Raw genomic sequence first — 22,201 nt, forward strand, 5'->3', positions numbered from 1 at the left:
TGAAACCCCTCCCGCCTGCACGAAAAGGATATCATGGCGCGGAGTTTTCACACACCCTCGGCCCGTGAGGGGATTTCGTCGGTCGTATTGCCGCGCATGCTGGGCGTTAACAAGAAGTCCGCGTGGAAGAGCGGCATTTCCATCCGCGAGATGCGCCGCACCTCGTCCTGGGGTCGTTCGTGGCCATGTTCCAAGTTGCGCGGCGGGGCGGGAATCAGAATGCCTCGAGTACCGGACGCAGGGCAACCTCTGCCCGTCCGCGGCACTCTTGATCGAGCGGCAGGATCGGGCGCGGCGGAGCGATGCGCCCGAAGCCGAGGATCCCCGCGATGGCGAACACCGCCCGGAAGCTTCCCAACTCCCGGAACGGAGTCCAGAGGGGAGCGAAGGCGTGATCGATGCGCTCGGCTTCGGCCGAGTTCCCTCGTGAGTGGCGCGGGTGAGCGAAAGAGCTTGCTTTGGCGAGAGACCGGCCACCACGCCACACCAGCAGGCGCCGAAAGCCAGAATCGCGTCCTTTGCACCCCAATCTCCGCTGTAGCCGACGGCGAAGCCCTTGGGCATCATGTCTCGCAGGCGATGCATCTCGCCCGCGAAATCCCCATTCGTCGGCAGCGGCATCTTGATCGATGCCACATTCGGGATCTGAGCGAGCCGCGCGATCAGGTCCGGGTTGAAGGTGAAATTCGTGGTGCCCGGCTTTTTTGTGGATACATGGAGGCAGCTCGCCGGCCGCAGCGACGGCTGCGAAATGGCGGAAGACCTCGGCGTCGGTGACGAGGACGAGCAAGTGGTTGGTGTTATCCGTCGCGTCTTGTCACCAAGCCAGTGACGAAGACTGCAAGTTCCATGTGCGGCACTCCAATCCTGCCGAGTGCCCTTGGATTATTCAGTCGCAGGAGAGCAGCCAATTCAAAGTCCCTGATGCCACTGAAGAGAAACGAGATGGCGTTGACCATGCAGCTCTTCGACCCTTTAAAGAGATCGTCAGGACCGGCAGAGTCGAAAGGGCCGTCGCATCTTTCAAGGTGATCCCTTCGGCTGTCTCCCAGAGCATCATGCACCTCGAGGAACGCGTCGGTGAGGTCCTCATCGAGCGTGAGGCCCCATGCAACGCCACGGACAGGAGGCTTGCGTTCCGAAGGCACAAGGACCGCGTGGGAATGCTCGAGAAGGACCTGAGAAACAGCTGCCAGAGCCCTCCCATTCCAAAGGCGTCGCACAGCAAGGAGCCGTCAACGTGGCGAACAATGCCGACAGCCCCGGGGACCTCGTTTCTCGGGGCGATCGCCACCTTCGCCAGGGCCACCGACGATCTCGTGAGTCTCGCCATCGACGACGAGGACCATACAGCCGACTGGATGCGCCGTGGCCGCTTGCTTGCTGCCGTTACCGCGCTGGTACGCCCTATGCATCAATGTCCTGCCACGCCGCTCGGTTGGCTCCGTTCCCAGGCGACGGCGAGCCCCGACTTCGTGGACCGGTATTTCCTTACGGCCTCACCGAGGAGGCTTTCCAAAACACGCCCGCTCTGACGTCTGACCAGAAAGGCCAACTGCAGCACGTCCGGGCGCGGGAAGTCTTTGGAAACGAGTTTTCCCGGCCAAATCTTCCGGCCCCACGACAGGGGCTCGGGTCACAAGCCCGTCAGGCTGACCGCGCGCGAGCGCAGGAATAGCCGACGCATTCAGATGTCTCGCGCCGCTCGCATTTTCTTGTGGATAAATGGGAAATCGTTATTCGTTTGATCCGCTGCGGTCGCGAGGGCGTAATGCAGGGCAAGAAAATCGCTGGAGGACATGCAGATGCCATTGGATCGCGCCGGGCTGGCGCCACGCAGGATCGCCGTGATCGGGGGAGGCATCTCCGGCATGGGCGCGGCGCACCTTCTGGCGGATCACCACGAGGTCGTTCTGATCGAAGCGGGTGCGACGCTCGGTGGCCACGCCCGCACCCGGCTCGCCGGCAAGCGGGGCGACCAGCCGGTCGATACCGGCTTCATCGTGTTCAACAAGCCCAACTACCCTCGGCTCGACGCCCTCTTCCAGCGGCTTGACGTGCCTGTCGTGCCCTCGCAGATGACCTTTGCCGCCTCGATCGACGGCGGTCGGGTGGAATACGGGTTGAAGGACCTCTCCACCGTCTTCGCGCAGACCCGCAACATTGCGCGGCCGGCGTTCCTGCGGATGATCCGCGACATCCTCCGTTTCAATGCCCGGGCCGAGGCCACGGCCGCGTCCCTCGGGGGCACCGCGACAATCGGCGAGCTTCTGGAGGCTCTCGGCACCGGCGACTGGTTCCGCGACTACTATCTCGCGCCGCTGTCCGGAGCGATCTGGTCAACGCCCGTGTCGCGGATCATGGATTTTCCGGCCCGCGCGATGATCGATTTTTTCCGCAACCACGCGTTGCTGCATCACACGGGCCAGCATCAATGGCACACCGTCATGGGCGGCTCCGTGGAATATGTGCGCCGGCTCGAGGCCGAGATGCGCCGGCAGGGCGCGGAGATACGGCTCGCCACACCCGTGGCGGGCGTGCGGCGGCAATTCGAGCGGGTCGAGCTCCGGTGCGAGGGCGGCGACTGGGAAAGCTTCGACGAGGTGGTCTTCGCCACCCATTCCGACGACACGCTGCGCCTGCTGACCGACGCCGCGCCCTCCGAGCGGAGCGCGCTTTCGGCCATCGCCTACCAACCCAACGAGGTCATCCTGCACGCCGATCCCTCGGTCATGCCGAGCCGCCGCCGCTGCTGGTCGGCCTGGAATTATGCCGAGGCCCGGGAGCGCGGCACCGACCGGATCGACCTGACCTACTGGATGAACGCGCTGCAGCCGATCCCGGCCGACGACCCGCTCTTCGTGACGCTCAACAGCACCCGCCAGATCCGCGAAGATCTGATTCACGACCAGACGGTCTTGCGCCACCCGGTCTACGATCTCGGGGCCTTCGCCGCGCAGAAGGAGCTGGCGGAGCGAAATGGCACCAACCGCACCTGGTTCTGCGGCGCCTGGATGAAGAACGGGTTTCACGAGGACGGGTTGGCCAGCGCAGCCGAGGTGGCCGAGGCGATCCTTTCCGAGGCCTCTCTGGAGGTGGCCGCACAGTGACCGGCATCGAACATATCGCGGGCCATACCTGGCACGGACGTCGCGGCGCGGTGTCGAACTCGTTCCGCTACGGGGTCGACTACCTGATGCTGGACCCGGAAGCCCCGGCCGAGACCCCGCGCCTGTTCTCGCGCAACCGGTTCAACCTCGCCGCGCTGCACGACACCGACCACGGCGGCGCGCCGAGCAAGGGCGAGGGCGCGGCCTGGGCGCGGCGGGTGCTTGGCGACCACGGGCTTGCGGAGGCCGGCGCGGGCCGGATCCTGCTGCTCGCCCAGCCCCGCATTCTCGGCCACGTCTTCAACCCGGTCAGCTTCTGGCTCTGCCATGACGCGGAAGGCGATCTGCGCGTCGTGATCGCGGAGGTGACCAACACTTTCGGCGACCGGCATTCCTATCTCTGCCACCGGGACGATACCGGGCCGATCCGCGCCGGTGACACGATCGAGGCCGTCAAGCTGTTCCACGTGTCGCCGTTCCAGCCGGTCGATGGCGGCTATACCTTCACCTTCGACATCCGCCCCGACCACATCGGGATCCGCATCGACTATCGCCACGCGAAGGGCGGGTTGATGGCGACGCTGACCGGGCCGCGCCGTCCGCTCAGGACCACGGGCCTGCTGCGGGCCTGCCTGCGGCGTCCGTTTGGCTCGGTTCGCGTGCTGGCGTTGATCCACTGGCAGGCGCTGAAGCTCTGGTGGAAGGGCGCGCCCTTCCGCCCCCGCCCCGAACCGCCGATGCAGGAGGTCTCCCGATGAGCGGCCGCGGGCGGTACTGGCTCGTCGGCGCCAGCGAAGGGCTGGGACGTGCGCTGGCCAATGCGATGAGCCGGGCCGGCTATGAGCTCGTGCTGAGCGCCCGCTCCACCGAGCGGCTTCAGGACCTTGCCTCCGAGCTTCCGGGCCCGGCCGAGGTGGTGCCGCTCGACGTGACCGACCCCGTGAGTTGCGCCGAGGCCGCGAGGGCCGCCGGGCATGTCGACGGGCTCGTCTACATCGCCGCCGTCTACTGGCCGATGCGGGCGCAGGATTGGGACGGCGGGAAGGCCGCCGCCATGTGCGACGTCAACCTGACTGGCGCCATGCGCATCCTCGACCCGGTGCTGCCGGAGATGATCCGGCGCGATTCCGGCCACCTGCTCTTTGTCGGATCGCTGGCCGGCTTTCGCGGCCTGCCAGGCGCGATCGGCTATGCCGCGTCCAAGGCGGGGCTGATGGGCCTGGCCGAAAGCCTGCATGCCGATCTGCGCAAGTCAGGCGTGCGAGTGCAACTAGCCAACCCCGGTTTTATCCGCACCCGCCTGACCGACCTGAACGATTTTCCCATGCCCTACATCATGGAACCCGAGGCCGCGGCGGAACGCATCATGGCTCATCTCGAAAGCCGCCGCTTCGCCTGCAGCTTCCCGCGCCCCTTCTCATGGCTGTTCCGCGCAGCCCAGTTTCTCCCGGAAGGTCTGTACTTCCGCCTGTTCGCCCGATAGCGGCTTGCTTCGGCGCAAATCCTGTCGGTTTCGCTTGCCTCGGCAGGCGGGTTGCGTGAACAATGGGCCAGAAGGAAGTGGATCCCGATGCTCGACATAAGCACTGGAAAAATCGTCAGGGTGATCGCGCTGACGCGTGAATACGGGCCGGATAGCCCTTATCTGCGGGACTACATCTCGGGGTTGAACGAGGATGAGCAGATCAGCCTCGTGGCCTGCATGTGGATCGGCCGGGAGAGCTTCTCCGCCGACGAGATCGACGAGGCGCTGGAAACCGCTCGGCAGGAGCGCACCGCTCCCACCGAGGATTACCTTGCGGGGATGCCGGAACTCGCGAGCTTCCTCGAAGACGGCATGGACGCGCTCGGCATCAACGTGGCCGACGAGGAAGACCGTCTGCGCGAGCGCGGCTGAGTTCTTGCGCCGTTACGTAAGGGTCGAGCGCAGGTAGTCGAGCATCGTCTCGGCGCCCGATATCTCGACAGGCACTCCCGGCGGATCGTCCCGCAGGCCCGGTTCGGCGAAGATCTTGCGGATCTCGCCATCCTTCACATACATCGAGTAACGCCAGCTGCGCCGGCCCATGCCCTGGGCGGTGCGGCTGACCAGCATCCCCATCCCCTCGCTGAACTCCGCGTTGCCGTCCGGCAGCATCCGTACCTTGGAGATGCCGAGCGCCTTTCCCCACTGGTGCATGACGAAGGCGTCGTTGACGGACAGGCAGATCACCTCGTCGATCCCGAGCGCGACGAAGCTCTCGTGATGGGCCTCGAACCCCGGCAGGTGTGTCTCGGAACAGGCCGGGGTGAAGGCGCCGGGCAGGGCGAAGAGCACGATCCGCCGACCGGCGAAGATCTCGTCAGAGCTGACGTCCTTCCATTCGAACGGGTTCGGGCCGCCGAGGTCCACGTTGCGGACGCGGGTGTGAAAGATCGTCTGCGGAATGCGTTCCGGGTGCATGGCCTTCTCCCTGTCGCGGCGGCATCTGCGCCACCGTCCTGCCGTGATCCTGCGCCCGCCATCCCTCTCCTCCGGGTGCGAAGGTGCAGGGAGCGACGGGCCCGACCCGGAAGGTAGGCCACCGGCCGCCGGGAGCAAAGCACCAGTTGGATCACGGACGCCGAAGCGGGCTTCAGCCGAGCGTGACGTCCAGGAAGAGCATCGTCACAAGTCCCACGCTCAGGCCGAGCGTCGCCTTGTTCTGGTGACCGCTGCGGTGGGTGTCGGGGATGATCTCGTGGCTGATCACGTAGATCATCGCGCCGGCTGCGAAGGCGAGGCCCCAGGGCAGGAACGGCTCCGAGACACCGATGATCCCGGCGCCGAGCAGCCCGCCAATCGGCTCGACCATGCCTGTCAGGGCGGCAATCGACCAGGCGCGCCACCGCTCGTAGCCCTCGCCGAGTAGCGAGACCGCAACCGCCAGCCCCTCCGGGGCGTTCTGCAGCCCGATCCCGACGGCGAGCGGAAAGCCGCCCTCCATCCCCCCGGCGCCGAAGCCCACCCCGACGGCCAGCCCTTCCGGGAAGTTGTGGATCGTGATCGCGAAGATGAACAGCCAGACCCGCCGCAGCGAGGCGGCTTCCGGTCCCTCGCGACCGATCCGGAAGTGTTCGTGCGGGAGCTTCTCGTTGATCAGCGCAACCGCCCCCATGCCGAGCAGGATCGCCACGCAGACGATGGCGGCAGGCGTGGAGGGGGAGGTGAACCGTTCCCCCGCCGCATCCAGAGCCGGGATGATGAGGGAGAAGAACGAGGCCGCCAGCATGACGCCCGCCGCAAACCCCAGGGACATGTCGCGAAACGCGCGGCCGGGAACGCGCCCGAAAAGCACCGGAACCGCCCCCACCGCCGTCATCATGCCGGCGGCGAGACTGCCGAGGAATCCGAGAAGAATTGGAGACATGCCGTCCATGCTCTGGCCTTTCCGCTTTGGTTCGCGCCGCGGTCCCTGACCGACGCACCGGCCGCTCCGGCGCACCATTCAGGCAGTCGCCCGCCGATGCAAGGGGATGCTCGCTTGGATGCGGGGGGCATCGCAGGTAAACTCTCCTCTCTGTGGAATCGGCCGCGATGCGGTTTCACGGGTGGGCGGCTTGCACCGGTCGACGGGACCGGTGGAGCCCGATGGGTTCAACATGACGATGCGCGACGACCCCGATCTGATCAGGACAGACCTCTTCGTGCGGCGCCATTTCGGCTTCCGGGGCTCGCTGAGCCTGCACCGAGCAGCTCTGGGCTGGGACCTGTTGGCCGCGCCGGTCAACGTCGTGCTCGCCCCGGTCTTCCTGCTCTCGCGCCTGATCGCTCTGGCGTTCCGGGCCATCGGCCTTGGCCGGGCCAGCCGGTGGCTGCTCGACCGGCCGATCTTCATCCACTCGTCGCTCGCTCGGGCCGTCGAGGCGCTGGTGGAGACGGAGCTCTGGCAATCGAAGGAGCCGCTGAACGACCGGCAGCGCGGGCTCCTGCGGGACTATACCGCCGTCCGGACCTCGGTCTCCGAGATCTTCACGACGCTCGTGGTCCTGTCGCTCGGCATCTTCGTCTTCCGTCACGCGACCCCCGGGATCGTGTCGCTCGCACCGCTCGTCTCGGATTACGTCTCGCACTCGGCGGCGGTTGCGAGCTTTCCGCTCGGCCGGGGCCTCGGACAGGCGTGGTACGCGGCTTTTCCGCCCGAGATTCCGGTCTGGAAGGTGCTGGCGGTCGGGGTCGGGCTTGCCGTCGTCGCCTCGCTGGTCACGACGTTTGCCGGCATCCTTGCCGATCCCATCCAGGCGCGTCTGGGCATCCACCGGCGGCGCCTGCTGCGGCTCCAGTATGCGCTCGCGGCCAGCGACGACAGCGCCCCGACGCTCGCGCGCGAGCACGCCCTCGCCCGGCTGGCGGACATCACCGATGCCGGTGTCAGCCTGTTCCGGTTCCTGCGCGGCTGACCGCGCGGCCGGTCAGATCCCCTGGGACATCCGCGCCTTGCGGTTCGAGGACAGCTTCATCCCCGGCGTGTGCAGGCGCGTCTCCGGGCCGATCCAGGCATAGGCCAGCAGACAGGGCTCCAGATCGGCGGTGGTGATGCGGTGCTCGTCCCCGGGCCGGTTGAGGATCAGCGACCCCGGCGCGTGCACGGCGACATCGTTCTCCGACCAGGCGCCCGAGACGGAGACATAGCTCTCCTCGATCTCCTGGTGGCTGTGCTGCGGATAGGTTGTGCGGGGCGCGAACAGCACGAAGCCAAGGATCAGCCGTTCGGCCAGCACCGGCCCGCGCGGGCCGAGCACTTCGCAATAGGCATACTTGCGCTCCAACGCCTTCGGCACTTTTTCGTAGCCGTATTCCCAGGTCAGCTGGCCCGCCACCCGCGAGAGCGCCCGCGCCATGCCCTGCACCACGGTCTTCTCGCCGAGGTCCAGTGCCCGGTTCAGGTGCGCCGCGACCGGCTTTTCGGCTGGCGGGCGCGGCAGCACCATCGGGTTGGCGCCGAGGATCGAGGAAAGCGCGTCGCGCACCCGCTTGCGGTGCGAGCGGATCAGGCGGCTGCCGCCGTCCGACCCGTAGCGGTATAGGCTGTCGAACTCCCGCAGCAGGTAGAGCCAGCTCGGGCAGTCGGTCAGCGTCAGGGCCGGCTGGGCCGGGGTGCTGTCGATCGTGTCGGACATGCGGCGCGCTCCCTTGATCGCCCCTTGTGTCAGTCGGCCTGAGGCGCGACGGGCACCACGATCCGGCCACGGATCTGACCCTCGAGGAACTTCGGCGCCGTGTCGATCACCTCGGAGAGCGGGACCTCCGTCACCATCGCATCGAGCTTGCCCAGGTCGAGGTCGCTGGCGAGCCGCTTCCAGGCCTCGATGCGCTCGGCCTTCGGGCACATGACGCTGTCGACACCGACCAGCGTCACCCCGCGCAGGATGAAGGGCGCGACCGACGCGGGAAGGTCCATGCCGGCGGCAAGGCCACAGGCCGCAACCGCGCCGCGGTACTTGATGCTGGCCAGCATGTTCGCAAGCACGGTGCTGCCGGCCACGTCGATCCCGCCGGCCCAGCGTTCCTTGGCCAGCGGCCGCCCCTTGCCGGAGAGTTCTGCGCGGTCGACGATGGAGGCAGCGCCGAGCGAGCGCAGGTAATCGGCCTCGGCCGGACGGCCGGTCACCGCGGCGACCTCGTAGCCGCGTGCGGCGAGAATGGCAGTTGCCACGCTGCCTACCCCGCCGGCGGCGCCGCTCACGACGATCTCGCCCTTGTCGGGGGTGATCCCCTGGGCCTCCAGCGCCAGCACGCAGAGCATCGCGGTGTACCCGGCGGTGCCGATCGCCATCGCCTGACGCAGGCTGATCCCGTCGGGCAGCGGCACCAGCCAGTCGCCCTTGACGCGCGCCTGCCCGGCAAGCCCGCCCCAGTGCTTCTCGCCGACGCCCCAGCCGTTCAGCACCACACGGTCGCCGGGCTTGTAATCGGCATGGGCGCTTTCCACGACGACGCCGGAGAAATCGATCCCTGGAACCATCGGAAAGCTGCGCACCACCGGAGCGGCGCCGGTTATCGCCAGCGCGTCCTTGTAGTTGAGGGTGGAATAGGCGACGTCGACCAGCACATCGCCCTCGGGGAGCTGGTCCGGGCTGACGTCGGAAAGGGTGACGGTCTGTGCGTCGTCGGTCTTGTCGATGAGGATGGCGTCGAACATGGGAAGTCCTTCAGGGGGTTATGGAGGTGAAAAAGCTGTCGGCGAAGCGCTGAAGCGGCTCCGCCCGACGTTCGAGTTTGGCGCGGAGGACGGCGCCCTCCCAGCCGATCCAGAAGAAGGCGGCAAGTGCCTCGGGGTCCTGCGCCGGGCCGATCTCGCCGGCCTGCTGCGCAAGCTGCAGGCAGCGCTCGGTGCGCCGCTGCCATTCCTCGAGCACGGAGACGAGGCGGTCGCGGAACTCCTCCGGCAACGCGCCCATTTCCTGCCCGAGATTGCCCACGAGGCATCCGCGCCGGAACCCATGCCGCGCCATCCCGCGCTCCGCCTCGGCCGCGAAGGCACGCAGCCGGTCGAGCGGGGTCATCCGCTCATCCAGCAGGGCGCGGTCGAGCAGCTCGCAGAAATAGGTGTTGTAGGCGTCGATCAACGCGGCGCCGAACTCGGCCTTGTTGCGGAAGTAATGGTAGAAGCTGCCCTTCGGCACCGAGGCGGCCTTTAGGATCTCGTCCAAGCCGACGGCGGAATATCCCCGCTCCGTCAGGTGGGCGAGGCCGGTGCGGATCAGCCTCTGGCGCACTTCGGAGGTCGCGGGATCGCGCTTCGGGCGTCCCCGGCGCGGGGGGCTGTCTGCTGCGGATCTGGCGGCATGTGAGTCCATGGGAATTTATTAGACTTATCGGTCTAGTAAATCAACGCGGAGGTTTGCGCGCTGCGCGTCTGCCTGCGGCATGCGTCACGCGAAACCGGGCGAGACCACCCGATTTCGTCCGTATGTGAGTGGCTTGCAGAAGCCCAGCCCCTGCGCTCCCCGGATTTTGCATGGCGGGAATGCCGGAAACCGGGGGCGGTCAGGCGCTCTCGATCTCCGGGCGCAGCGCCTCGCACACCGACTCACCAATCGCCAGCGCGGAGGTGAGCGCCGGGCTCTCCATCCCGAAGAGGTTCACCAGCCCGGGGATGCCGTGCGCCTCCGCAGTCTGGATCGAGAAATCCGCGGCCGGCGCGCCCGGCGGGCTCAGCTTGGGACGGACGCCGGCATAGTCGGGATAGAGCGCGCCCTGCAGCAGGCCGGGCCAGTAGCGCCGGATGGCCGTCTCGAACACGCGCGCCCGCTCTGGCGGGACGCTGTAGTCGAGGGCGTCGGGCTCCGTGCCGGGCGGAAGCCATTCCACGTCCGGCCCGAACCGCATCCGGCCTCCGATGTCGAGCGTCGCGTGAATCCCGAGGCCCCCGTCGACCGGCGCCGGATAGACGAGGCGCCGGAACGGCACCCGGCCGCGAAGGCAGAAGTAACACCCCTTGGCGAAGCGCATGACCGGCACCGCCTCTCCCGGCATTCCGGCGATCCGGCGTGCGACCTCCGCCGCGTGAAGGCCGGCGGAATTTATCAGCACGCGCGCCGTGACCTCCACGGGGTCGCTCCCGCCGGTCCAGACCCGGAAACCGCCCGCCTCGGCCTCGGCCCTTAGAAACGGCGCGCGCAGCGCGACATGCCCGCCGCCCGCCTCGATCTGCGCGATCAGGGCCATCATGAATGCGTGGCTGTCGAGGATGCCCGTCTCGGGCGACAGCAGCGCGGCCGTCGCGGTCAACTCCGGCTCCAGCGAGCGGATCTCGGAGCGTTCGAGCATCCGAATGCCTTCCACGCCGTTCTCTTCGGCCCGTCTCGCCAGGTCTTCGATCCGGGGTATTTCCGCCGCATCGGTGGCAACGACGATCTTGCCGCATTTGCGGTGCGGGATCTTCCGTTCCTGCAGGTAATCGTAGAGCAGCCTCCGCCCGCGCACGCAGAGCCGGTGCTTCAGGCTGCCGGTCGCGTAATAGAGCCCACCATGGATGACCTCGCTGTTGCGGGACGATGTGCCAGTGCCGGCGTGTTCCGCCCCTTCCAGCACGAGGGCCGGCCGCCCGGAGTCGCAGAACGCCGCGGCACAGGCGAGTCCGACGACCCCGCCGCCAACTACGATGGCATCGAAATCGGGCATCCTGACCTCCGACCCTTTGGGGCTTTGCTGCTGCACTTTGTCTATGGCCGTCAGGGCGTCGCTATGCAAGGAAGCCGCCCGAGGCCGGACGCTGGCTGACGGTGCCGGGCGGAACGTTGAAGGATGGCAGAATGACCGACAAGGCATCCTCCCAGGGACTCGCGCTCGCCTCCATCGGCGTGGCGCTGCTGGTGCTCGCCCTCAAGTTCGTTGCCTGGTGGCTGACCGGATCGGTCGCGCTCTATTCGGACGCGCTGGAATCCTTCGTCAACGTCGCGGGGGCGGTGCTGGCCTGGATCGCGATCCGGATCGCCGAGCGGCCTGCGGACACCAATCATCCTTTCGGCCACCACAAGGCGGAGAACTTCTCGGCCATCGCCGAAGGCACGATGATCCTGCTGGCGGCGCTGCTGGTGATCCAGGAGGCGGTCGGCGCGCTTTGGAACCCAGGTCTCGACCGGCTCGGGCCGACGGGGATGATCGTCAACGCCGTCGCGATGGTGATCAACCTCGTCTGGGCGCGGTTGCTCATTCGCATCGGCACGCGACGCCGCTCGCCCGCGCTGTCGGCTGGCGGGCGCCACCTCATGGCCGATGTCTGGACCTCGGCCGGCGTTCTTGTCGGCCTTGTGCTGGTGCTGCTCTCCGGCTGGGCGATTCTCGATCCGATAATGGCGCTGATCGTGGCCGCGAACATCCTGCGCGAGGGCTGGGGGGTGGTGTTCGCTTCGGCGGGAGACCTGATGGATTCGGCCGCCCATTCCGACGACCGCGAGATCATCACCGCCGCGATCCGTGAATCCTCCGCCGGGGCGATGCAGATTCACGACCTGCGCACCCGCCGCGCCGGCAAGGTGCTGTTCATCGAGTTCCACCTTGTCGTGGACCGCGAGATGACGGTCGGAGAGGCGCACGAGATCTGCGATGCTATTGAGGATGAACTCGAGCGCCGCATTCCCGAAGCGCGCACCACGATCCACGTGGAGCCCGACGACAAGCTCAAGAAGAAAGGGCTGGAGCCCACCTGACCCTAGAGGCCGTAGGGGGCGACCTGATCCGCTGTGATCACGTAGCCCACGTCGGCCAGCTCGGTCTCGGAGGCCGAAGTGCCGAGCATGCCGGTCACGATGACCGGTTCGAACAGCCCGCCGAACTCCTGCGGCACCTCGGAATTCACGAGGATCAGCTGGTTCGAGGGCGGCGGCGGAACGTGGATGCAGGCGCCGACATAGGGCACCAGCAGGAAGGTCGTGACGCCCTCGCTGCCGTAGTCGAGCGGAACCACATATCCGGGAATGCGCACTACCTTGCCGTCGAGATCGCTCCGGACCGGCGCAAAGCCACTATCGGCCGGAGCCTGGCTGATCTGGTCGTGGGAGATCACGCCGAGCGCCTCGTATGCGCTTTTGACCTTGCCGTCGCTCTCGGGGATCAGGTCTTCCCAGTCGAGGTCCAGCACCTCCGAGGCCCAGGCGAGACGTGTTCCGGTGGTGGCGCAGGCGGCGGCGAGCAGGGCGCAGAGAGCGCGGCGGGTCAATGCGGGCATTCTCTTCTCCCCCTCACTGGAATTCGGTCATCATCGTCTGGTCCTGCCGCGCCATCATCACATAGGTCGAGACAGGGATCAGCACCTTCGCCGACCGGATCGTGCCGCTTTCGAGCAGTTCCGCCAGCGCATCGGCCATGCCGAAGTCGTAACGGATCTGGAACTGCCGCGCCACCGCGTCGGCCCGATCCGGCCGCAGCGTCGCGAAATCGGCGAGTGCCGAGATGATCCGCTCCCGCATCTCCGGCGTCGAGGAAACGGCATGGATCGCGAGCGCTTCCACCACGAGTTCCTGTGCTTCGGCGGATGCGTCGGGTTCGGACAGGAACAGGGTTTCCAGCTCCGCGATGCCCTCCGCCCCGTCCAGTTCGACAAGGGCCGTGGCAAGCGGTCCGAGGCGGAAGCCCGTCGGGCGCAGGCGTTCGGTTTCCAGCCCGCGCCGGATCTCGGCGCGCGCGGCGTCGCTGTCGCTCAGGCCGAGGAGCAGCAGGCGGATCGGCACGTAGGGCGCTTCGTAGATCTGCCAGAGGTCGCGCAGGATCGCGCCCGCGTCGACGGACAGGTCCACCGCGCGCAGCAGGTCGTAGGGCGCCGTGTCGAGCTCGCGCAGGGCGAGAGCCCGGATCGTGGGGTCGGAGTGGGAGAGCAGGTCGGCGAAGAACTGGTAGCGACCGAGATCGTCGCCCATCACCCAGTCTTCCTTGCGCTCCATGATCGTCTCGACGATCTCGCGGTAGGGCCCATCGAGATAGGCCAGCCGCACGAATGGGCCGTATCCGCCCCCGTCTCGGGCAAAGAGCACCACGTCGTCCGGATTGGCGGACATCTTGCGGCGGGTGGTGCTGTCCACGAGAGTCGGCAGGGCGGCCTGTTCCAGCGTGCCTTCCAGCGCGGCAACGGCGGTGAAGCGGAACGGATTCTCCGGGTCGGGCCGGGCAAGGATGACGTTCTCCGTCTCCAGCAGCATGTCCACAACTGTCCGTTCCGGCAGGTAGGTGTGAAAGGCGCAGGCCGGCGCCTGACCGCCCGGCAGGGAGATTGCGGCGGCCAGCGCGAACGGCGCCGCCAGGCGCTTGAAAGACTGCATCTGCTCCTCCTCTCCTAGCTGCGGACGGTCATGCCATCTGCAAGGGAGATCCGGTAGGCCCGGATCGCCGGAACCGCCCCGACCAGCGTACCGCCAACCACCACCGCAATCAGACCCGCGGTTTCGCGAGCGGTCAACGGGGCGATCGGCAGGTAGAGTCCGAATGCGGCATCGACATGGGGCCGTGCAATCCACAATCCCGTGTAGAGCAAGATGACGCCAAGCGCCGCTCCGGCGGTTGCCATCAACGCGGCCTCCAGCGTGAGCATCCCGAGGATGGTTCGCGGCCGTGCCCCGACGGCGCGAAAGATCGCCATCTCGCGGCGTCGTTCGTTGAGGCCGGAAAAGATCATCGCCGTCATCCCGAGCAGCGCCGTGGCGACCACCATCGCGGAAACGCCCAGAAGCGCGGTTTCGGCGACGCCGACGATCTCCCAGAGCTCTTGCAGCGCCACGCCCGGGATCACCGCCATCAGCGGCTCCTCGGGGTATTCGTTAATGGCACGCTGGAGCTTGAATACCTGCAGCGGCGAGCTGGTGCCGATCATCGCCGCGGTGATGGCCTTCGGAGACAGGTCGAGCTCCCGGACCTGCGCAGCCGAGATCGGGGTTCCGGAGCGCCCGCCGCCCTGCCAGTCCGCGTGGATCGCCTCGATCGCCTCGAGGCTGACGATCACCGTCCGATCGACCGGCGTGCCGGTCTTCTCGAGGATGCCGGAAATGCGGAACGGCTTGTCGTCGTGGTCCGTGAACGAGGCCAGCCCGTGCGCCACCACGATCTCCTGGCCGAGCTTGTAGCCGAGCTCGCGTGCAACATCGGCGCCGACGGCCGCGTCGAACAGGTCGGCCGGGCGACCACCAACGGCAAAGTTCAGCCCCCGCCCGCCACGATACTTGTAGCGGTCGAAATAGGCCTCGGTCGTGCCCATCACGCGGAACCCGCGGTGACTGTCGCCGAGCGAGATCGGCACCGCCCAGTCGACCTCCGGCTGCGCTGCGATCTCCTCGAAACTCTCCCACGTGACGTTATTGGTGGCGTTGCCGATCCGGAAGACGGAGTAGAGCAGCAACTGCACGCCGCCGGTGCGCGCGCCGACAATCAGGTCGGTGTCCGAGATCGTGTCGGCAAAGCTCGCCCGCGCGCCGGTCCGCACCTTCTCGACGCCGAGAAAGAGCGCCGTGGAAAGCGCGATGGCCAGAACGGTCAGCCCGACGGTCACCCGGCGGCTGATCAGCGAGCGGAGGGCAAGGCGGAGCAGGATCATGCGGCCTCGCTCCGGGTGACGGTGGCGATCTCTTCCAGTCGGACCGCGCGGTCGAAATGACCGGAAAGCCGGTCGTCATGACTCACCATGAGCAGGCTCGCGCCGGCGGCCCGAACCTGGTCGAACAAGAGATCGACAAAGGCCGCCTGCGCGCTTGCGTCGAGCGCGGAGGTCGGCTCGTCGGCCACGATCAGGGGTGGTTGCCCGATCAGTGCCCGCGCCACCGCGACGCGCTGCTGCTGTCCGACGCTGAGGTCGGCGGCGGTACCGTGCTCGATGAGGTCGCGCGGCAGGCCAAGCGTGTCGGTCAGGTGCAGCGCGGCCTCCCGCGGCGCCCCGCAGCGCGCCCGGCGCTCGGGCGCGAAGTGAAGCGGCAGCAGGATGTTGTCGAGCGGGCTGGCATAGGGCAGCAGGTTGAACATCTGGAAGATCACGCCGATCCGTTCGGCTCTCAATCTGTCGCGCGCGCCACCACGCAGCGCACCGAGATCGGTGCCGTCGACCCTTACCTGGCCGGAGTCCGGACGGTTGATGCCGCAGATCAGACTGAGCAGCGTGGTCTTGCCGCCGCCACTCTCGCCCTGAAGAAAGACCGCCTCGCCGCGGCGCAGCTCGAACCGCTCGACCGCCAGCGAGAAATGACGCCGCCCACTCCACGCGAAACGGAGGTCGCGCAGGTCAATCGCGGTATCGAAGGGGTCCCCGGTCTTGGTCACGGTGTTTCACAGCTTGCCGTCCAGTTGCAGCACCGGCTGGTCCCGGACCACTTCAGCGCCGAAACCACCCTTGTCGGAAACCGCCTGGACCTCAAGCTCGCGCGCATTGGGGAAATGCCCGAAGTAGGGCAGGTCGACCCGGTCGAGCGCCTCGGGATTCGAGCAGGTGTAGATCGCGCGTGCGTGGAACTCGGTGTGACCGGCGGCAGCTTCTTCGTGGTCGTCATGATCGTCGTGATCATCATGCTCGAGCCTTCCCGGTTCGTCCGAATGCTCATCGCCCATCGCGACCAGAACAGCCTTCGCTTCCTGCGCTTCGCAGCCTGCCGCGGCCGGAAAGGCTAGGATCGTTTCGGGGGCCGACAACAAGTCGATTGCGGCTGCGACGGCCTGCTTGTTTTCCTCCGAGGTCGCGGCGTGCTCGAAGCCCACGATATCCGCGCCGGGCGCCCGCAGTTCGAATTCGACGATGTTGCCGAAGCGGGCCAGGTCGAGGGTCCCGGCACCATGTTCATGGGCGTCCAACTGGCGCTGCTGGGCGATGGCGGCAGGCGCCGCGCAGATCAGTGCGCCGGCAATCAGGATACGGAGGGGCATGGGGAATCGCTCCACGGCAAATGTGAAATGTTATCTCATAACAATAACGGCCGTGCACGACTGTCAACCGGGTGTCCGGCAGCTGCGCCGTGTCAGTCCCCGATCCCCTCGAGATCCACCATGATGGCGGCGTGGTCGCTTGCATGAGGGCGGTGTTCGCCCACGCCATGCAGGCGCGGGCCGCGGTAGGCGGTGGCCTCGCGGCCCATGCCCTCGCGCACGAGGCGCGGCATGGCGAGCGGGCAGGCGGCCGCCAGCGCCGGCGAGGCCAGCAACGCGTCGGGGCGCGAATAGGTGCCGCGCCGGGGCTCGTGATAGGACCAGCGCTGCCCGCTCGGGCGACGCTCCAACAGGTCGATGGCGAAGTCATCCAGCAGGGGCGCGGTCGCCTTCTCCGCCAGCGGAACCTGGGCGTCGGGCTCGTTGAGATCGCCAAGGATCATCCACATCGCACTTTCGGGTCGGGCGAAGCGATTCTCGATCAGGCGTCGCACCCCGAGCGCCTCCAGTCGGCGAGCCGGCCGGGTTTCGTCGGGGTCGGGGTAGGGGGCCTTGAAGTGGCACAGATAGAGCGTGATTCCGGGCAGATCGACCATCAGGCAGTCGCGGCAAAAGAGCGGGCGATCCGGCGCCACCCCTTCGAGCGGCGCGAGGCCGAGGTCGGCCGGGCGCAGGTCGGCATGGCTTTGCAGGGCGCTGGGCGGCAGGCGGCTCAGCAGCGCGAGGTTGCGCCCCATGCCGTCGTTGCCGGGCAGGCAGATCCGGTGCGGGTAGGGCCGGAGCCCGGTGCGCACCAAGAACCTTTCGTGGAAATAGTCCAGCGTTTCCTGGTCGTGCACCTCCTGAAGCGCCACGACATCGGCATTCATGTCGTGAAGGACCGCCGCGGTCAGGCGCCGGTCCGCCTTGTCGAAGGTGGGCGCTTCCTCGTCCGTATCTGTCGGCACGTCGCCGTCACGCGCCCCGTCGAGCGCTGCCTGGCCGCCGGCCAACTGCCGGAGGCGCAGATTCTGGACATTGAACGTGGCGATGCGCACCTGTCCGGCTGATCAGGCCGCCTGGGCGCATTGCTGCACCGAGAGGTCCTGAACCGGATCGTCCGGCCCGCATTCCTCGCCGGTGATCGGGTAGTGTTGCGTGTCAGTGCAGGCGAATCCTAGGGCCGCGAGGCCGAGGATGGCGAGCAAAGTTCTGAGCTTCATGGGTCCCTCCATTGTCTCCCTCCCCGGAAGCCTCGGCGTCCCTGCTGGCAGAATGACATGACCGGGACGGGGTGGGTCAATACGCTCGTCGGCAGGATAAACCCGATCGTGAACGTTGTTCTTTGACCCGCATCAACATGACCTCCTCACTTGTCGCGAGGTCATTTCCCGCCAGCCGCGTTGACAAAGGGTGCGCGCTCTTGCATCGCGGACGTGCATTTCTCCGAAGGGCGCCCTTTCCATGTCTCCCAATTTCAAAGCCGCGGCGCTGATGGCGGCGTCCATGGCGTCCTTCACGATCAATGATGCGCTCATGAAATCGGTGTCGGATGACATGTCGCTGTTCCAGGCGATGTTCCTGCGGGGCATGGGGGGCTCTGTGCTGATTCTCGTCGCCGCCGCCGTGACCGGGTCGCTGCGCCTGCGGCTGCCGCGCCGCGACCGGGGGCTCGTGGTCTGGCGCACCCTGGCGGAGATCGCGGCGGCCTATTGCTTCATCACCGCGCTGTTCCACATGCCGATCGCCAATGCCACGGCGATCATGCAAGCCATGCCCCTTTCCGTGACGCTCGCCGCGGCGGCATTCCTTGGTGAGCCCATCGGCTGGCGGCGGCTTCTGGCGATCCTCGTGGGCTTCGCCGGGGTCATGCTGATCGTCCGCCCCGGCGCCGAGGGCTTCACGATCTATTCGATCTATGTGGTCGGGGCGGTGATCTTCGTCACGGCCCGGGATCTCACCGCGCGCATGGTCTCCATCGAGACCAGCTCGATGACGGTGGCGGTGGCTGCGTCCCTTGGAGTTATGGCCTTTGGCGGTGTCGGGCTGGTCTTTGGCCCGGAGACATGGCGCCCGGTGCCGCCCGACGCCTGGCTGGCCCTTGGCGGAGCCTCGCTGATGATCACGTTTGCCTACATGTTCTCGATCGCGACCATGCGGGCCGGGGATATCGCCTTTGTCGCGCCGTTCCGCTACACGTCGCTGCTGTGGGCGCTGCTGCTGGGCTGGGTGGTGTTCGGGGAATGGCCGGACGGGATGACGATGATCGGCGCGGGGATCGTGGTGGCGACCGGGATCTTCACTTTCCACCGGGAGCGAAAACTGGCCGAGGTTGCGGCCCGGGAAGCAGCGCGGAACCATATTTCCCGAGCGTCTGTTGACAAGGCTGGCGATTCTATCTAGAGCACGCCCACTCGGTCACGGGGATTCCGTTTGACCGAACTTGCAGAACTGAAGTGGTCAAGATCCGGGCGCATGCCCCGATCCTCTGTAATTCCACCCGCGTCGTTTCCGCGTACGAGGAAACGCCAGCGGTTTTTCGCGCTTTGCGGACGCGTGAGGCGCGCGATTTGATGAACAAACCCTCGCGGCACGCGCGAGAAGAAGAAAGCTAGACTGGGGAACCGGAATGCCGACGATCCAACAGCTGATCCGCAAACCGCGGCAGCCCAAAGTGAAACGATCCAAGTCGCAGCACCTCGAGAGCTGCCCGCAGAAGCGTGGGGTTTGCACCCGCGTCTACACGACCACCCCGAAGAAGCCGAACTCGGCCATGCGGAAGGTGGCCAAGGTTCGTCTGACCAACGGCTTCGAGGTGATCAGCTACATTCCCGGTGAGAGCCACAACCTGCAGGAGCACTCGGTGGTCCTCATCCGCGGCGGTCGTGTGAAAGACCTTCCGGGTGTGCGCTACCACATCCTGCGCGGTGTTCTGGATACCCAGGGCGTCAAGGACCGTAAGCAGCGTCGCTCGAAGTACGGCGCGAAGCGTCCCAAGTAAGGAGAGACAGAGATGTCCCGTCGTCATGCTGCTGAAAAGCGCGAAGTGCTGCCCGACGCCAAATACGGCGACGTGGTGCTCACCAAATTCATGAACAACCTGATGATCGACGGCAAGAAGTCGGTCGCCGAGCGGATCGTGTACAGCGCGCTCGACCGGGTCGAGAGCAAGCTGAAGCGCTCCCCGATCGAGGTGTTCACCGAGGCCCTCGACAACGTCAAGCCTTCGGTCGAGGTTCGTTCCCGCCGCGTTGGCGGTGCGACCTACCAGGTGCCCGTCGAAGTCCGGACCGAGCGGCGCGAGGCCCTGGCCATCCGCTGGCTCATCACCGCTGCCCGCGGCCGCAACGAGAACACGATGGAAGAGCGTCTGGCCGGCGAACTGGTCGATGCCGTGAACTCGCGTGGCACTGCCGTGAAGAAGCGCGAAGACACCCACAAGATGGCCGACGCCAACAAGGCGTTCAGCCACTACCGTTGGTAAACCAAATCTACGCCTGAGGACCCCCCCATGGCCCGCGACTATCCTCTCGACCATTACCGAAACTTCGGCATCATGGCGCACATCGATGCCGGCAAGACCACGACGACAGAGCGTATCCTTTACTACACCGGAAAGTCTCACAAGATTGGCGAAGTCCATGACGGCGCCGCGACCATGGACTGGATGGAGCAGGAGCAGGAGCGGGGCATCACCATCACCTCGGCTGCGACCACGACCTTCTGGCGGTGGCAGGAAGATCCGACCGCCGAAGGCACGGACGACACCAAGTTCCGCTACAACATCATCGATACCCCCGGCCACGTCGACTTCACCATCGAAGTCGAGCGTTCGCTGGCCGTGCTCGACGGTGCCGTTGCGCTGCTCGACGGCAACGCAGGTGTCGAGCCGCAGACCGAGACCGTGTGGCGCCAGGCCGACCGGTACAAGGTTCCGCGTCTCGTCTTCGTCAACAAGATGGACAAGATCGGCGCCGACTTCTTCAACTGCGTGAAGATGATCAAGGACCGCACCGGCGCGACCCCCGTTCCGGTGAACTTCCCGATCGGCTCCGAGGACAAGCTCGAGGGCATCGTCGACCTGATCACCATGGAAGAATGGGTGTGGCAGGGCGAGGATCTGGGCGCGTCCTGGACCCGTCAACCGATCCGCGAGGATTTGCAGGACCTCGCCGACGAATGGCGCGGCCACCTGATCGAGCATGCCGTCGAGATGGACGACACCGCGATGGAGGCCTACCTCGAAGGCGAAGAGCCCGATGTGGCGACCCTGCGTTCGCTGGTTCGCAAGGGCTGCCTCTCGATGTCCTTCGTTCCGGTCCTCGGCGGTTCCGCGTTCAAGAACAAGGGTGTCCAGCCGCTGCTGAACGCCGTGATCGACTTCCTGCCGAGCCCGCTCGACGTGGTCGACTACATGGGCTTCAAGCCGGGCGACGAAACGGAAACCCGCAACATCGCGCGCCGCGCCGACGACAACATGCCGTTCGCCGGCCTGGCGTTCAAGATCATGAACGACCCGTTCGTCGGTTCGCTGACCTTCACCCGGATCTACTCCGGCGTGATGAAGAAGGGCGACTCGATCCTGAACTCCACCAAGGGCAAGAAAGAGCGCATCGGCCGTATGATGATGATGCACTCCAACAACCGCGAGGAGATCGAGGAAGCCTTCGCCGGCGACATCATCGCGCTTGCGGGCCTGAAGGAGACCACCACCGGTGACACGCTCTGCGCCGTCAACGATCCGGTGGTGCTCGAAACCATGACCTTCCCCGACCCGGTCATCGAGATCGCGGTCGAGCCGAAGACCAAGAACGACCAGGAGAAGATGTCTCAGGGTCTGGCCCGTCTGGCCGCCGAGGACCCGTCGTTCCGCGTCGAGACCGACCTCGAGTCCGGTCAGACCATCATGAAGGGCATGGGCGAACTTCACCTCGACATTCTGGTCGACCGTCTGAAGCGGGAGTTCAAGGTCGAGGCGAACATCGGTGCGCCGCAGGTGGCCTATCGCGAGACGATCTCAAAGCAGGTCGAGCATTCCTACACCCACAAGAAGCAGTCGGGTGGTTCGGGGCAGTTCGCCGAGGTCAAGCTGGTCATCACCCCAACCGAGCCGGGCGAGGGCTACTCCTTCGAGAGCAAGATCGTCGGTGGTGCGGTGCCGAAGGAATACATCCCCGGCGTCGAGAAGGGCATCAAGTCGGTCATGGACTCCGGTCCGCTTGCTGGCTTCCCGGTGATCGACTTCAAGGTCGCCCTGGTCGACGGCAAGTTCCACGACGTTGACTCCAGCGTTCTCGCGTTCGAGATCGCCGCTCGCATGGGCATGCGCGAAGGCATGAAGAAGGCCGGCGCCAAGCTGCTCGAGCCGATCATGAAGGTCGAGGTGATCACCCCGGAGGAATACACCGGCGGCATCATCGGTGACCTGACCTCCCGTCGTGGCCAGGTGACCGGCCAGGAACCCCGCGGCAACGCGGTGGCGATCAACGCCTTCGTGCCGCTGGCCAACATGTTCGGCTACATCAACACGCTGCGCTCCATGTCCTCGGGCCGTGCGCAGTTCACGATGCAGTTCGATCACTACGATCCGGTGCCGCAGAACATCTCGGACGAGATCCAGGCCAAGTACGCCTAAGAGCAAATCGGGATTTTGGGGGCGGTGTCCAAACCGCCCCCGCACAGAACAAGGAGGCCATCATGGCAAAGGAAAAGTTTCAGCGTAACAAACCGCATGTGAACGTCGGCACGATTGGTC

General features: G+C 66.4%; 25 protein-coding genes. 12 read left to right on the plus strand and 13 right to left on the minus strand.

All coding sequences use genetic code 11. The annotated features are described in order from the left end of the window. Positions 1–673: 673 nt before the first annotated feature. From ACFQ2S_RS17960 to ACFQ2S_RS17985, 6 genes are all read left to right on the plus strand, one after another. Positions 674–832, plus strand: a complete 159-nt coding sequence (locus tag ACFQ2S_RS17960) for a hypothetical protein (protein ID WP_386076581.1) — start codon at positions 674–676, stop codon at positions 830–832. 19 nt (positions 833–851) lie between these two features. Then, on the plus strand, positions 852–1,535 hold the full coding sequence (locus ACFQ2S_RS17965) for a LysR family transcriptional regulator (RefSeq protein WP_386076583.1): 684 nt from the start codon (positions 852–854) through the stop codon (positions 1,533–1,535). 270 nt (positions 1,536–1,805) lie between these two features. Then, on the plus strand, positions 1,806–3,110 hold the full coding sequence (locus ACFQ2S_RS17970) for an NAD(P)/FAD-dependent oxidoreductase (protein ID WP_386076585.1): 1,305 nt from the start codon (positions 1,806–1,808) through the stop codon (positions 3,108–3,110). Next, a complete protein-coding gene (locus ACFQ2S_RS17975) occupies positions 3,107–3,868 on the plus strand; it encodes a DUF1365 domain-containing protein (RefSeq protein WP_386076586.1) in 762 nt (253 codons plus the stop codon). The genes ACFQ2S_RS17970 and ACFQ2S_RS17975 overlap by 4 nt, the downstream gene beginning before the upstream one ends. Further along, a complete protein-coding gene (locus ACFQ2S_RS17980) occupies positions 3,865–4,593 on the plus strand; it encodes an SDR family NAD(P)-dependent oxidoreductase (protein ID WP_386076588.1) in 729 nt (242 codons plus the stop codon). The genes ACFQ2S_RS17975 and ACFQ2S_RS17980 overlap by 4 nt, the downstream gene beginning before the upstream one ends. Positions 4,594–4,680: 87 nt before the next feature. Then, complete coding sequence (locus ACFQ2S_RS17985) at positions 4,681–5,007, plus strand: DUF3775 domain-containing protein (RefSeq protein ID WP_089233487.1); 327 nt, start codon at positions 4,681–4,683, stop codon at positions 5,005–5,007. A 12-nt stretch (positions 5,008–5,019) separates the two neighbouring features. On the opposite strand, the gene ACFQ2S_RS17990 is transcribed toward ACFQ2S_RS17985, so the two are convergent. Further along, positions 5,020–5,553, minus strand: a complete 534-nt coding sequence (locus tag ACFQ2S_RS17990; RefSeq protein WP_386076590.1) for a peroxiredoxin — start codon at positions 5,551–5,553, stop codon at positions 5,020–5,022. 172 nt (positions 5,554–5,725) lie between these two features. Beyond that, on the minus strand, positions 5,726–6,508 hold the full coding sequence (locus ACFQ2S_RS17995; RefSeq protein ID WP_089233485.1) for a ZIP family metal transporter: 783 nt from the start codon (positions 6,506–6,508) through the stop codon (positions 5,726–5,728). 181 nt (positions 6,509–6,689) lie between these two features. Here ACFQ2S_RS17995 and ACFQ2S_RS18000 point away from each other — a divergent pair, with 181 nt between their 5' ends. Beyond that, positions 6,690–7,529: a DUF6635 family protein gene (locus ACFQ2S_RS18000; RefSeq protein WP_386076591.1), complete on the plus strand. Its 840-nt coding sequence runs from the start codon at positions 6,690–6,692 to the stop codon at positions 7,527–7,529. A 12-nt stretch (positions 7,530–7,541) separates the two neighbouring features. Here the strand turns inward: ACFQ2S_RS18000 and ACFQ2S_RS18005 are convergent, their stop codons facing one another. The 4 genes from ACFQ2S_RS18005 to ACFQ2S_RS18020 form a co-directional block, all read right to left on the minus strand. After that, positions 7,542–8,249 (minus strand): dimethylsulfonioproprionate lyase family protein, encoded by a 708-nt coding sequence (locus ACFQ2S_RS18005; protein ID WP_386076593.1) that lies wholly within the window; start codon positions 8,247–8,249, stop codon positions 7,542–7,544. 29 nt (positions 8,250–8,278) lie between these two features. Then, positions 8,279–9,271, minus strand: coding sequence for an acrylyl-CoA reductase (NADPH) (gene acuI, locus ACFQ2S_RS18010; protein WP_386076595.1), 993 nt, complete (start codon positions 9,269–9,271; stop codon positions 8,279–8,281). Between the two features lie 10 nt (positions 9,272–9,281). Continuing rightward, positions 9,282–9,929, minus strand: a complete 648-nt coding sequence (gene acuR / locus ACFQ2S_RS18015) for an acrylate utilization transcriptional regulator AcuR (protein ID WP_449369420.1) — start codon at positions 9,927–9,929, stop codon at positions 9,282–9,284. 190 nt (positions 9,930–10,119) lie between these two features. After that, complete coding sequence (locus ACFQ2S_RS18020) at positions 10,120–11,256, minus strand: NAD(P)/FAD-dependent oxidoreductase (RefSeq protein ID WP_386076599.1); 1,137 nt, start codon at positions 11,254–11,256, stop codon at positions 10,120–10,122. A 131-nt stretch (positions 11,257–11,387) separates the two neighbouring features. Here ACFQ2S_RS18020 and ACFQ2S_RS18025 point away from each other — a divergent pair, with 131 nt between their 5' ends. Then, positions 11,388–12,284 carry a cation diffusion facilitator family transporter gene (locus tag ACFQ2S_RS18025; RefSeq protein ID WP_386076601.1) on the plus strand — a complete coding sequence of 299 codons (897 nt, stop codon included), beginning with the start codon at positions 11,388–11,390 and terminating at the stop codon, positions 12,282–12,284. 2 nt (positions 12,285–12,286) lie between these two features. Here the strand turns inward: ACFQ2S_RS18025 and ACFQ2S_RS18030 are convergent, their stop codons facing one another. The 7 genes from ACFQ2S_RS18030 to ACFQ2S_RS18060 form a co-directional block, all read right to left on the minus strand. Continuing rightward, positions 12,287–12,802 (minus strand): DUF3299 domain-containing protein, encoded by a 516-nt coding sequence (locus ACFQ2S_RS18030; protein ID WP_386076603.1) that lies wholly within the window; start codon positions 12,800–12,802, stop codon positions 12,287–12,289. Positions 12,803–12,815: 13 nt separating this feature from the next. Beyond that, positions 12,816–13,889, minus strand: a complete 1,074-nt coding sequence (locus ACFQ2S_RS18035; RefSeq protein ID WP_386076605.1) for a hypothetical protein — start codon at positions 13,887–13,889, stop codon at positions 12,816–12,818. A gap of 14 nt (positions 13,890–13,903) precedes the next feature. Next, positions 13,904–15,151 carry an ABC transporter permease gene (locus ACFQ2S_RS18040; RefSeq protein ID WP_386076617.1) on the minus strand — a complete coding sequence of 416 codons (1,248 nt, stop codon included), beginning with the start codon at positions 15,149–15,151 and terminating at the stop codon, positions 13,904–13,906. Continuing rightward, positions 15,151–15,870, minus strand: coding sequence for an ABC transporter ATP-binding protein (locus ACFQ2S_RS18045; RefSeq protein WP_386076607.1), 720 nt, complete (start codon positions 15,868–15,870; stop codon positions 15,151–15,153). The genes ACFQ2S_RS18040 and ACFQ2S_RS18045 overlap by 1 nt, the downstream gene beginning before the upstream one ends. A gap of 6 nt (positions 15,871–15,876) precedes the next feature. Continuing rightward, on the minus strand, positions 15,877–16,467 hold the full coding sequence (locus tag ACFQ2S_RS18050; RefSeq protein ID WP_386076608.1) for a DUF2796 domain-containing protein: 591 nt from the start codon (positions 16,465–16,467) through the stop codon (positions 15,877–15,879). A gap of 92 nt (positions 16,468–16,559) precedes the next feature. Then, positions 16,560–17,504 (minus strand): endonuclease/exonuclease/phosphatase family protein, encoded by a 945-nt coding sequence (locus ACFQ2S_RS18055; protein WP_386076610.1) that lies wholly within the window; start codon positions 17,502–17,504, stop codon positions 16,560–16,562. A gap of 12 nt (positions 17,505–17,516) precedes the next feature. Beyond that, positions 17,517–17,669: a hypothetical protein gene (locus ACFQ2S_RS18060; RefSeq protein WP_386076611.1), complete on the minus strand. Its 153-nt coding sequence runs from the start codon at positions 17,667–17,669 to the stop codon at positions 17,517–17,519. 241 nt (positions 17,670–17,910) lie between these two features. Between ACFQ2S_RS18060 and ACFQ2S_RS18065 the strand changes: the two genes are divergently transcribed. From ACFQ2S_RS18065 to fusA, 4 genes are all read left to right on the plus strand, one after another. Further along, a complete protein-coding gene (locus ACFQ2S_RS18065) occupies positions 17,911–18,849 on the plus strand; it encodes a DMT family transporter (RefSeq protein ID WP_386076613.1) in 939 nt (312 codons plus the stop codon). Between the two features lie 226 nt (positions 18,850–19,075). Next, positions 19,076–19,447, plus strand: a complete 372-nt coding sequence (rpsL, locus tag ACFQ2S_RS18070; RefSeq protein WP_008182915.1) for a 30S ribosomal protein S12 — start codon at positions 19,076–19,078, stop codon at positions 19,445–19,447. Positions 19,448–19,459: 12 nt separating this feature from the next. Then, the gene (rpsG, locus tag ACFQ2S_RS18075; RefSeq protein WP_089233472.1) at positions 19,460–19,930 is read left to right on the plus strand and encodes a 30S ribosomal protein S7; all 471 of its coding nucleotides are present in this window, start codon (positions 19,460–19,462) and stop codon (positions 19,928–19,930) included. 27 nt (positions 19,931–19,957) lie between these two features. After that, entirely contained in the window at positions 19,958–22,081 is a 2,124-nt protein-coding gene (gene fusA, locus ACFQ2S_RS18080; RefSeq protein WP_386076615.1) for an elongation factor G, read from the plus strand. The last annotated feature ends 120 nt before the right edge of the window (positions 22,082–22,201 follow it).

The sequence above is a fragment of the Tropicimonas aquimaris genome (assembly GCF_042676185.1).
Lineage (GTDB): Bacteria > Pseudomonadota > Alphaproteobacteria > Rhodobacterales > Rhodobacteraceae > Tropicimonas > Tropicimonas aquimaris.

Coding starts and splice junctions, on each gene's coding strand:
- ACFQ2S_RS17970 (WP_386076585.1), top strand. CDS start 1,806: ATGCCATTGGATCGCGCCGGGCTGGCGCCACGCAGGATCGCCGTGATC.
- ACFQ2S_RS17980 (WP_386076588.1), top strand. CDS start 3,865: ATGAGCGGCCGCGGGCGGTACTGGCTCGTCGGCGCCAGCGAAGGGCTG.
- ACFQ2S_RS17985 (WP_089233487.1), top strand. CDS start 4,681: ATGCTCGACATAAGCACTGGAAAAATCGTCAGGGTGATCGCGCTGACG.
- ACFQ2S_RS17990 (WP_386076590.1), bottom strand. CDS start 5,553: ATGCACCCGGAACGCATTCCGCAGACGATCTTTCACACCCGCGTCCGC.
- ACFQ2S_RS17995 (WP_089233485.1), bottom strand. CDS start 6,508: ATGGACGGCATGTCTCCAATTCTTCTCGGATTCCTCGGCAGTCTCGCC.
- ACFQ2S_RS18005 (WP_386076593.1), bottom strand. CDS start 8,249: ATGTCCGACACGATCGACAGCACCCCGGCCCAGCCGGCCCTGACGCTG.
- acuI (WP_386076595.1), bottom strand. CDS start 9,271: ATGTTCGACGCCATCCTCATCGACAAGACCGACGACGCACAGACCGTC.
- acuR (WP_449369420.1), bottom strand. CDS start 9,929: ATGGACTCACATGCCGCCAGATCCGCAGCAGACAGCCCCCCGCGCCGG.
- ACFQ2S_RS18020 (WP_386076599.1), bottom strand. CDS start 11,256: ATGCCCGATTTCGATGCCATCGTAGTTGGCGGCGGGGTCGTCGGACTC.
- ACFQ2S_RS18025 (WP_386076601.1), top strand. CDS start 11,388: ATGACCGACAAGGCATCCTCCCAGGGACTCGCGCTCGCCTCCATCGGC.
- ACFQ2S_RS18030 (WP_386076603.1), bottom strand. CDS start 12,802: ATGCCCGCATTGACCCGCCGCGCTCTCTGCGCCCTGCTCGCCGCCGCC.
- ACFQ2S_RS18035 (WP_386076605.1), bottom strand. CDS start 13,889: ATGCAGTCTTTCAAGCGCCTGGCGGCGCCGTTCGCGCTGGCCGCCGCA.
- ACFQ2S_RS18050 (WP_386076608.1), bottom strand. CDS start 16,467: ATGCCCCTCCGTATCCTGATTGCCGGCGCACTGATCTGCGCGGCGCCT.
- ACFQ2S_RS18060 (WP_386076611.1), bottom strand. CDS start 17,669: ATGAAGCTCAGAACTTTGCTCGCCATCCTCGGCCTCGCGGCCCTAGGA.
- ACFQ2S_RS18065 (WP_386076613.1), top strand. CDS start 17,911: ATGTCTCCCAATTTCAAAGCCGCGGCGCTGATGGCGGCGTCCATGGCG.
- rpsL (WP_008182915.1), top strand. CDS start 19,076: ATGCCGACGATCCAACAGCTGATCCGCAAACCGCGGCAGCCCAAAGTG.
- rpsG (WP_089233472.1), top strand. CDS start 19,460: ATGTCCCGTCGTCATGCTGCTGAAAAGCGCGAAGTGCTGCCCGACGCC.
- fusA (WP_386076615.1), top strand. CDS start 19,958: ATGGCCCGCGACTATCCTCTCGACCATTACCGAAACTTCGGCATCATG.